This window comes from Trichococcus sp. (genome assembly GCF_049684335.1).
Taxonomy (GTDB): domain Bacteria; phylum Bacillota; class Bacilli; order Lactobacillales; family Aerococcaceae; genus Trichococcus.
Genome location: NZ_JBAVFV010000057.1, coordinates 1 through 9,367, shown reverse-complemented (window position 1 = coordinate 9,367; position 9,367 = coordinate 1). Strand labels below are relative to the sequence as shown.

Genomic DNA, 9,367 nt, shown 5'->3' with positions numbered 1-9,367 from the left:
ACGAAATGGGCGCACCGGATCAGTTTTTGCATATCCGTGTCCCAGGGGATGAACTGCTTTTGAGACGCCCAATCAGCATCGCTTCAATCGATGCCGAGAAGGAAGAATGCGTCATTATCTACCGTACCGAAGGAAAAGGCACCACTATCATCAGCAAGCTTACAGCAGGCGACGAATTGGACATCCTAGGACCATTGGGCAACGGGTATCCGACTGATATGCTCTCGGAAGGCCAAAATGCTTTGCTGATCGGAGGGGGCATCGGCGTTCCTCCGCTTTATGAATTAGCGAAACAATTGCATGCGAAAGGCATCAATGTTGTAAACTGCTTCGGTTTCAAAAACAAAGAAGAAGTATTCTATGAGGAAGAATTTGCAGCATTCGGCAGAGTGAACATCGCGACAGATGACGGCAGCTACGGCAAGCAAGGCTTCGTTACACAATACTTCGATGAGCTGGACGGCTTCGTTCCGGATGCAGTCTTCGCCTGCGGTCCGAAAGGCTTATTGGTAGCAGTATCAAAGACATTCGATCCAAGCCGTACCTACCTTTCGCTGGAAGAGCGCATGGCCTGCGGTATCGGCGCCTGTTACGGTTGCGTCTGCGACAAGAAAGACAGCACATCAGCTTACGATAATTTCAGAGTCTGTGTCGAAGGACCGGTCTTCAGAGCAGAGGAGATAGTATTATGAATCGATTAGCAGTCAGTTTACCCGGTTTGGAATTAAAAAATCCAATCATTCCTGCCAGCGGATGTTTCGGCTTCGGCGAGGATTACGGCAAGTTTTACGACTTGAGCCTATTGGGCGCCATCATGACGAAAGCGACGACGCTGGAGCCCCGCAGAGGCAATCCTACGCCACGTTTGGCAGAAACGCCATCCGGCATGCTGAATGCCATCGGATTGCAGAATCCTGGTGTAGAGGTTGTTGTTGCACAGAAGCACACAGCGCTTGAGAAATACGATGTGCCTTTGATTTCGAACGTCGCCGGAAACACAGTCGATGATTATTACCAAGTCTGCAAAGCCGTTTCCCAATCGCCGAACGTCAAAGCGATCGAATTGAATATTTCTTGCCCGAATGTCCACAAAGGCGGCCTGCAATTCGGAACCGATCCGGAGATGGCAGCTGCCGTAACGCGTGCGGCGAAAGAAGGCGCAACCGTTCCGGTTTATGTCAAATTGTCACCGAACGTTACGGATATCGTCGAAATCGCAAAAGCGGTTGAAGCAGCCGGGGCGGATGGCATTTCAATGATCAACACTTTGGTGGGCATGCGCATCGATCTGCACACGCGCAAACCGATTATCGCCAACAAAACGGGCGGTCTTTCTGGTCCTGCCATCAAACCGGTTGCGATCCGTATGATCTATCAAGTGGCACGGGCAGTCAATATTCCAATCATCGGGATGGGCGGCGTCTATACGGTGGATGATGTGCTGGAAATGTTCATGGCTGGAGCAAGCGCAGTCGGCGTCGGCATGGCCAATTTCACCGATCCGTTCGTTTGCCCGAAACTGATTGAACAGCTTCCGCAACGCATGGACGAACTGGGCATCAACAGCCTGCAGGAATTAATCAATGAAGTGAGAGAAGGCATCCTCAATGAACGATAAACCGATAATCGCGTTGGACTTTTCAACGAGCGAAGAAATAAAGAACTTCCTTCTACTATTCAAAGATGAGTCGCTTTATGTAAAAGTGGGTATGGAATTGTATTACCAACACGGAGCGGAAATCGTGAAAAAGATCAAGGAAATGGGCCACGAAATCTTCCTGGACCTGAAATTGCATGACATTCCGAACACCGTTCACCGCGCCATGAAAGGCTTGGCCGCATTGGATATCGATATGGTTAATGTCCATGCAGCTGGCGGTTCGGAAATGATGAAAGCCGCTAAAGACGGCTTGATCGCTGGTACGCCGGCAGGAAGCGCCGTTCCGAAGCTGATCGCGGTCACACAATTGACTTCCACTTCCGAAGAAGCGATGCAGTCGGAACAACTGATCAAAGTCAGCCTGCAGGAGAGCGTTCTGCATTACGCAGACCTGACCTGCAAATCCGGACTCGATGGCGTCGTATGTTCCGCATGGGAAGCGCGCATGATCAAGGACCACACGAATGAGGACTTCATCTGTTTGACACCGGGTATCCGCCCGGCAGGCAGTGCAGTTGGGGATCAGAAGCGTGTCGCTACACCAGGCCGCGCAAGAGAAATCGGCTCAACCTTCATCGTAGTCGGTCGACCGATCACCCAAGCAGCGGATCCCGTTGCAGTCTATCACGAAATCAAGAACCAATGGAATGGAGCGGAATAAAATGACGATAGCAAAAGAAGTAGCAAAATCATTATTGGACATCAAAGCAGTGAGCTTAAGCCCGCAAGACCCTTTTACTTGGGCATCCGGCTTGAGAAGCCCAATCTATTGCGATAACCGCGTGACAATGAGCTTCCCGGCAGTGCGCAAACAAATTGCGCAAGGCTTGGCTGATCTGATCAAAGAAAAATACCCGGATGCAGAAGTGATTGCCGGAACTGCGACTGCAGGCATCCCGCACGCAGCTTGGATTGCTGACATTTTGGACTTGCCGATGGTCTACATCCGCAGCAAAGCGAAAGACCATGGAACAGGCCGCAAAATCGAAGGTAAAATTACTGAAGGTCAAAAAATGGTCGTAGTCGAAGACTTGATCTCCACAGGCGGCAGCGTCATCGAAGCTTCCAAAGCAGCTGAACTGGAAGGCGCAAACGTATTGGGTTGCGTCGCGATCTTCACTTACGGATTGGCTAAAGGAACGAAAAATTTCGCCGATGCCGGTCTTGCGATCGACACGTTGTCCAACTACAGCACACTGCTGGAAGTTGCCCATGAAACAAACTACATCTCCGAAGCAGAATTGGAGTTATTGAAAGACTGGAGCAAAGACCCTGAGAACTGGTTCAAGGGTTAAGCCCACGTCCAAATAGTTGTCATGTTAAACCCGACAAACAAGATCTGGAATCTTGTTTGTCGGGTTTTCTCATTAATTATTTGCAAGTAAGCGCTCTAATGGTGGTATACTGGTTCCATATGTTTTTAGTCAGAGACGAGAAGAGGTGATAGTGATGGCGAGGCAGGAATTCCAACTGAAGCAAACGCAGCAGCAATCGATCCGGATGACGCAGCAGCTGCGTCAGGCATTGCACATTCTACAGATGCCCATGTCGGAACTTTCAAGCTACATAGAGGACCAGGCTTTGGGGAATCCGTTGATGGACATCAAAAAGCGGGCATCGGACACGGGCGCGGTGGCAGTCTCCAATGTTTACACGGCGGATAATCAGACGCCCTGGTATGAGCGTATGGAAAGCAAGAATCAGTCGCTCTATGATTTTCTGCATGAGCAGATTTATTTGAACATGAAAAACACATCGCTCAGGCAGCTGGTGCTGTTCCTCATCCGATATGTGACGGATGACGGCTATTTGGATATCAAGCTGGAAGAGGTTGCGGAGGCAACTGCGGCCGAGGAAACGGAAGTGTTGGATGCCTTGACGCTCCTGCAGCAGTTGGATCCTCCCGGTGTTGGCGCCCGCGACCTGCAGGAGTTTCTGATGCTGCAGACCGAAAGGGACGAACAGTCGCCCCCACTGGCCTACTACATACTGGAAAATTATTTCAAGGAGCTGTCTTCCTATCGTTTGGATTCGATTATGGACGCCGAAGAGATCGACCATGACGAACTGATCGAAATCATCACCTTCATGAGCAAGTTGAAGACGAAGCTGCAGTGGGAAACCACATTCGAGGAGACGGTCTTCATCGAACCGGACATCTATGTCGTCATAGCAGAGGACAATACACTGGACGTCTCGTTCAATCAAAGCGGCCTGCCATCGGTCGCGTTCAACGAAGACTATTACAGCGAATTGCTGGCGTTGGCGGATAAAGATATGAAACGTTATCTGGAAGAAAAAAAGAAAGAAATATCCTGGATTCAGCAGTGTGTTCTCCAACGGACACAGAACGTCATCAAAATAACGGAAGCCATCCTGCAGCTGCAGGCGGATTATTTCTTGGAAAAAGCCTCATCGATGAAGCCCATGACGATGAAAAACATCGCCAAAATAACGGATCTGAGTATTTCGACGGTGAGCCGGGTCGTGAACGATAAATACATGGCGACCCCGAAAGGCATCTTTGAATTGCGCTTTTTCTTCCGGAGCGGCTTTATGAAAGAGGATGACGGGGATCAGATAGCCATCTCATCCATCGTCATCGAAACCGAAATAAAAGAAATAATCGGCCGCGAAGAAAAGGCAAAGCCGGTTTCCGACCAGGTGATTGCCGATCATTTCACCGCGCAGGGAATCGACATCTCCCGCAGGACGGTGGCGAAATACCGCATGGGTTTGGGCATTCCCTCCAGTTCGAAAAGAAAAAGGCCATAATTATGTCGATCGGTGAGTGGTTAACAAGACGCACAGCACAAATACGAACAATCGCGTAGGCATACGAAGAGGCCCGAGAAATATTTCTCGGGCCTCTTCGTATGCTTTAGGAGAAGCGGACTTTGTATTATCGATTTTGCGATGCAACGGTAACCTGCTCTCAATCGGCCTTCAGCGTCCGGACCAGTTCCTTATCCGGCGTCACATAAAGGGTTTTTTGCCCTTCGTAGATGACGAAGCCGGGTTTCGCGCCGTTTGGTTTGCGGATGTTCTTGACCGCAACGTAGTCGACAGGGACGTTCGAAGAATTCTGGAACTTGGAATAATAGGCGGCCAAGGTCGCTGCTTCAAAGAGCGTCTCCTCGGAAGGGTGATTGCTTTCGATGATAACATGCGAACCGGGTATGTTTTTCGTATGCAGCCAAATATCCGATTTTTTTGCCGTCTTCAGCGTCAGCTGGTCGTTCTGGACATTGTTCTTTCCGATCAGGATGGTCGTGCCGTCAGATGACAGGAATTTGTGGGGCTTGCTGATTTTGTGCTTTTTCTGTTTACCTTTGTACTTTTTCTTCAAATATCCGGATTCGCGCAGCTCGTCCTTAATGTCCTCCAAGTCCTGCGGGTCGGAGAGTTGGATCAGCGTTTCGATGGATTCCAAATATTCGTTCTCCGCATGGGTATGTTCGACCTGCTCATTCACGTATGCGACGGCAGTGGTGAGCTTCTGATATTTGGAAAAGTATTTTTGGGCATTCTGGGAAGGGGTCAGCGCTGGATTCAAAGCAATCGTGATCGGATTCTCATCATCGTAGAAGTTGTTGAGCGTCACTTCCATATCGCCTTTTTTCATTTGATGCAGATAGGCCGTCAAGATCTCACCCTTGATCCGGTAGACATCAGCTTTTTCCGTCTCCAACAGCGTCTGGTCCAGCTTCTTCAGCTTCAGCTGATTCTTCTTGCGTTCCGTGTTGACGATATGGAGCAGTTCGGAAGCCACTTGGTTGATGCGGTCCCGGGATGCTTTTTCATCATAGTAGGCGTCCAACAATTCGCTGAGGCTGTCGTAATGCCTTTTCTCTCCCGGAAGACTCCGGAACGGGAAGGGGGTAAAATGTTGTTTCTTTGCGGATTCCTCGGTCAATGTAGGGATAGCTGTGTCCAGCTGTTGTTTAAATGCGAGAATCGCATCCGCTGCAGACAATCCATCCTGCTCCGTATAGTAGCTGATTTCCATTGCGGAATCGCTGCCCAAGCCCTGAAAAGCTCCTTGCAATGATTTGAACAGCGGTAATTCATCGCTGAATGTGGCTGCGACAGATGCCAGTTCTTCCTTTTCCATCTCAAAAGGGTTCGCTTTGTCCTGATGGGGCGGCAACTGATAGGCGACGCCTGGATGCAGCGGCCGGAAACTGTTTTGGTAAAACGGCACATGCTTCAGGCAATCGATGATCATCCTGGTTTGCTTATCGATCAGGAAGATGTTGCTGTGGCGACCCATCAATTCGATGATCAATTCCATCTGGCGCTGGTCGCCGAGTTCATCGAAATTCCGGAATGAGAAAATGATGATCCGGTCGTTGCCCAATTGTTTGATGTCTTCGATGTAGGCACCCTCCAGATTTTTGCGCAACACCATACAGAAATTGGGCGCTGAATCGGGGTTGGATAAGTTATCATTGATTACTTGTATCCGAGCGTAGGATGGGTGAGCTGACAGCAATACCCGTTTGTTTTTCCGATTGGCTCGTATGGTAAGAATAATTTCGTGTTGAAACGGCTGATAGACCTTACTGATCCTGCCGTTTTCAAGGTCGCGGTTCAATTCCTTGACCATGGCACGTGTAAATACACCATCAAAAGACATGAGAACACCTCCTAGTACATGTCAATATACGCCTCTCATTATACCATATCATCTCCGGCGTCTGGCGTGTTTCTTCTTTGTGTCATATTTTGGTGTAAACCATAAGGGAAGGCGCACTTGGTATGCACCTATATTGTCATTCACCGGATGACAGATATCCAAAACAGCATGCAAGAAGGCAACATTCAACCCTAACAACGAACAAAATACACAAACATAAGTTTTGGCAACTCGGATAATATCAGAAAAAAGAAGAAATATGCGAAAATATTCGGGTTTATACTTTTATTTTTCCAAAATAAGTAGATTTATAAATAAACACATGTTCCAAACGAGTGATTGCTAAAAAATGCGACAACTATAAAGTGTATTTAAACGAGAATAGTATCAATTCGATGAGGGGCTCCAGTTGCTGCTGGTCGCCAAGTTCATCGAAGTTCCGAAAAGAGAAAATGACAATCCGGTCATTGCCTAATTAGTGAATCTCTTCGATGATTGCTCCTTCGAGTTTCTTTCGGAGCACCATGCAGACGGTCCGATGTCCTGAAAGGCAAGGGGAGTTATTCGTTTTATGGACATTCAAAATTCGGGAGGGAGGTGGATGAAAACAAAATACTGTTAGTTTCCCAAGTGAACAGTCAACATAGTGATATTATATTTAATTTTCAGAGTTTGCTAATTTTTAATAAACAACAATGCAATTTGTGTCGGATATCTCATTCAAAAAATGTAAAGCCCTCGTGAACAGAGTGTAAAGATAGTATGATGAAATGCTTATACATAGGTATTTTCGGTGTTTTATCCTTGGATCCTGGTTGAACGATTCGGAAAGTTCATTCCATCAATTTACACGACTGGAAATTATTTTAGGACGGGGATTACATGGATTTTTGCACTCGGAAATAAATAAGATAACAATTTTACATAAAAATGTTGCTTTTAAAACGACGGTGACTTATACTAAGAAAGTAATCGAAACATGGAAGCGGTTGCGACTTGCTTGTCATCGTGTGTTATTGAATGTCAGCACCACTGTGATTGGAGCCCATCATAATGGGGGCCTGCTGTTCCTTCATGACCACTAACAGAAAGTCATCAACTTTACTTCATGCGGTGTTGCAGAAGAAAAGGATTGTGATATCCAAACTGAATCCATCGCGACAACTGAACTTGGGGCTTGTCGCTTATTAAAAATCTCATTACTGGGCATGGTGATGAGGATAACCTTGGGGGGATGGAGTACGTAATGGATGAATCAACAAGATTGCAAGGTATGGTGTTTTGCTCGATTCTTCATCAGCAAACTTATACTGCCATTATTCAATGCATATCCATCCCTTATTCAGCACCCTTCGATTACACGTACACGCGAAAAAGGTGAAATCATTTCAAAAGCCAACTTGAACTTCCCCCGAAGTTTTTTTGGGTCAATCAAAGGAAAAAAGCATGATCACAGGGTGGTTTCTGGATCATGCTTTTTGTTTTGCGGAATGGAAACGGTAAGTAATATGAGAATACCTCATCTTTTTCTAATCCTACTCTTGACTTTGTTTTTCGCATTGGTTACTATTAAATTATCAATCATATAGAGGAGCAATCATTTATGTCAACATTTACTCGCGTTTCCAAAGTGAATTTTTTCGATTGGCAAAGCCACGTGGAGTAGGTTGTTCTTTGTGACGTATTGATTGTCCGTAGATACAGCCTCAGATGAAACATCTGAACAGTATCTATGTGGATTACTAAAGATATTTAAGCCGCCACATAGACAATATCGGTCTGTGTGGCGTTTTCTGTATTCAGCCGCCATACTTGGTTCAGATGGCGGCTTTTTTATCACCTTTTTACAAAATAAGAAGCAGAAAAATTGGAGGAATCAGAAATGAAAAAATTATTCAGAGCACGCGCAAGTATCTTGACCCTAATGGCAGCGACAGTATTGATGGCATGCGGCAATTCGAATACCAATGATACGGACACCTCTTCGGATGGTTCCGCTGCAAGCTCCACCGACAGCATCAATCCGGATTTGCCTTACATCGGCATCATGCAATTGACGACCCATCCGGCACTCGATCAGATTGGGGAAGGCATTATCGACCAATTAGAAGAAGCCGGCTATGTGGACGGCGAAACAGCAACAATCGATTTCCAAAATGCGCAAGGCGATCAGTCCAATATGCAATCAATAGCGGAGCGATTCGTTTCGAATGACGCGGACATCATGATCGGCATCGCTACCCCTGCAGCACAAGCCTTGGCGAATGCATCCAGCGATATTCCGATCATTTTGGGAGCCATCACGGACCCGGTCGCTGCTAATCTTGTGGATTCAATGGAAAAACCGGGCGGCAACATCACAGGCGTCAGCGACAAGACCCCGGCCCGCGATCAGTTTGTTTTGATTCAACAATTGCTTCCTGATGCCAAAACGATCGGTATCCTTTACTCATCAGCAGAGGATAATTCAATCAGCTCCGCTAAAGAGGCTGAGGAAATTGCCGCTTCATTAGGCCTGAAAACAATCACAAAAACAGTCACTTCCACGAACGATATCGCGCAAGTCGCTGAAAGCCTTGCTTCTGAAGTGGATGCTATCTACGTACCGACAGACAATACTATCGCAAGTGGTTTGGCGACATTGATCCCGGTTGCGGATGCTTACAATATTCCTGTATTCCCGGCTGTGGACACAATGGTTGAAGAAGGCGGATTAGCGACAATCGGTTTGAATCAATATGCATTAGGGACCCAAACTGGTGCGGTGGCGGCTGATATACTGGCTGGAGCCGATCCCGCTACTTACCCTGTACAATACGCGACGGGTATCCAACTGGTCATCAACCGAGCAAAAGCCGATCAATTGGGCATCACGATTCCCGATGATATCGCACAGAATGCCATCTTTGTAGGAGAAGGAGAGTAACTTTAATGAACATGATTATTTCCGCCGTCTCCCAAGGGTTGCTCTGGAGTATTCTGGCACTGGGTTTATTTGTAAGTTTCCGTATTTTGGATTTGGCCGACATGACAACCGAGGGTGCGTTTCCCCTCGGTGCGGCTGTGGC

General features: G+C 47.3%; 7 protein-coding genes and 1 pseudogene. 7 read left to right on the top strand and 1 reads right to left on the bottom strand.

The features are described 5' to 3' along the window. From WBM30_RS10375 to rpoN, 5 genes are all read left to right on the top strand, one after another. The coding region (locus tag WBM30_RS10375) for a dihydroorotate dehydrogenase electron transfer subunit (protein ID WP_424900645.1) at positions 1-692 on the top strand (692 nt) is incomplete at its 5' end. After that, the gene (locus WBM30_RS10370) at positions 689-1,618 is read left to right on the top strand and encodes a dihydroorotate dehydrogenase (protein ID WP_086941438.1); all 930 of its coding nucleotides are present in this window, start codon (positions 689-691) and stop codon (positions 1,616-1,618) included. The genes WBM30_RS10375 and WBM30_RS10370, both read left to right, overlap by 4 nt. Beyond that, on the top strand, positions 1,608-2,321 hold the full coding sequence (gene pyrF, locus WBM30_RS10365) for an orotidine-5'-phosphate decarboxylase (RefSeq protein WP_424900644.1): 714 nt from the start codon (positions 1,608-1,610) through the stop codon (positions 2,319-2,321). The genes WBM30_RS10370 and pyrF overlap by 11 nt, the downstream gene beginning before the upstream one ends. Before the next feature lies 1 nt (position 2,322). Beyond that, positions 2,323-2,955 (top strand): orotate phosphoribosyltransferase, encoded by a 633-nt coding sequence (gene pyrE, locus WBM30_RS10360; protein WP_424900643.1) that lies wholly within the window; start codon positions 2,323-2,325, stop codon positions 2,953-2,955. A 154-nt stretch (positions 2,956-3,109) separates the two neighbouring features. Next, positions 3,110-4,435 carry an RNA polymerase factor sigma-54 gene (gene rpoN, locus WBM30_RS10355; protein WP_424900642.1) on the top strand — a complete coding sequence of 442 codons (1,326 nt, stop codon included), beginning with the start codon at positions 3,110-3,112 and terminating at the stop codon, positions 4,433-4,435. A gap of 160 nt (positions 4,436-4,595) precedes the next feature. Here the strand turns inward: rpoN and WBM30_RS10350 are convergent, their stop codons facing one another. Beyond that, the gene (locus WBM30_RS10350) at positions 4,596-6,299 is read right to left on the bottom strand and encodes an NFACT RNA binding domain-containing protein (protein ID WP_424900641.1); all 1,704 of its coding nucleotides are present in this window, start codon (positions 6,297-6,299) and stop codon (positions 4,596-4,598) included. A 1,882-nt stretch (positions 6,300-8,181) separates the two neighbouring features. On the opposite strand from WBM30_RS10350, the gene trpX reads away from it, so the two are divergent. Together trpX and WBM30_RS10340 are read left to right on the top strand one after the other, a co-directional pair. Further along, positions 8,182-9,225, top strand: a complete 1,044-nt coding sequence (gene trpX, locus WBM30_RS10345) for a tryptophan ABC transporter substrate-binding protein (protein ID WP_424900640.1) — start codon at positions 8,182-8,184, stop codon at positions 9,223-9,225. A 5-nt stretch (positions 9,226-9,230) separates the two neighbouring features. Beyond that, a pseudogene (locus WBM30_RS10340) lies at positions 9,231-9,367 on the top strand (ABC transporter permease); the annotation flags it as partial.

Excerpts from the sequence above, each read along its gene's own strand:
- WBM30_RS10370 (WP_086941438.1), top strand. The coding sequence starts at position 689 with ATGAATCGATTAGCAGTCAGTTTACCCGGTTTGGAATTAAAAAATCCA.
- pyrF (WP_424900644.1), top strand. The coding sequence starts at position 1,608 with ATGAACGATAAACCGATAATCGCGTTGGACTTTTCAACGAGCGAAGAA.
- pyrE (WP_424900643.1), top strand. The coding sequence starts at position 2,323 with ATGACGATAGCAAAAGAAGTAGCAAAATCATTATTGGACATCAAAGCA.
- rpoN (WP_424900642.1), top strand. The coding sequence starts at position 3,110 with ATGGCGAGGCAGGAATTCCAACTGAAGCAAACGCAGCAGCAATCGATC.
- WBM30_RS10350 (WP_424900641.1), bottom strand. The coding sequence starts at position 6,299 with ATGTCTTTTGATGGTGTATTTACACGTGCCATGGTCAAGGAATTGAAC.
- trpX (WP_424900640.1), top strand. The coding sequence starts at position 8,182 with ATGAAAAAATTATTCAGAGCACGCGCAAGTATCTTGACCCTAATGGCA.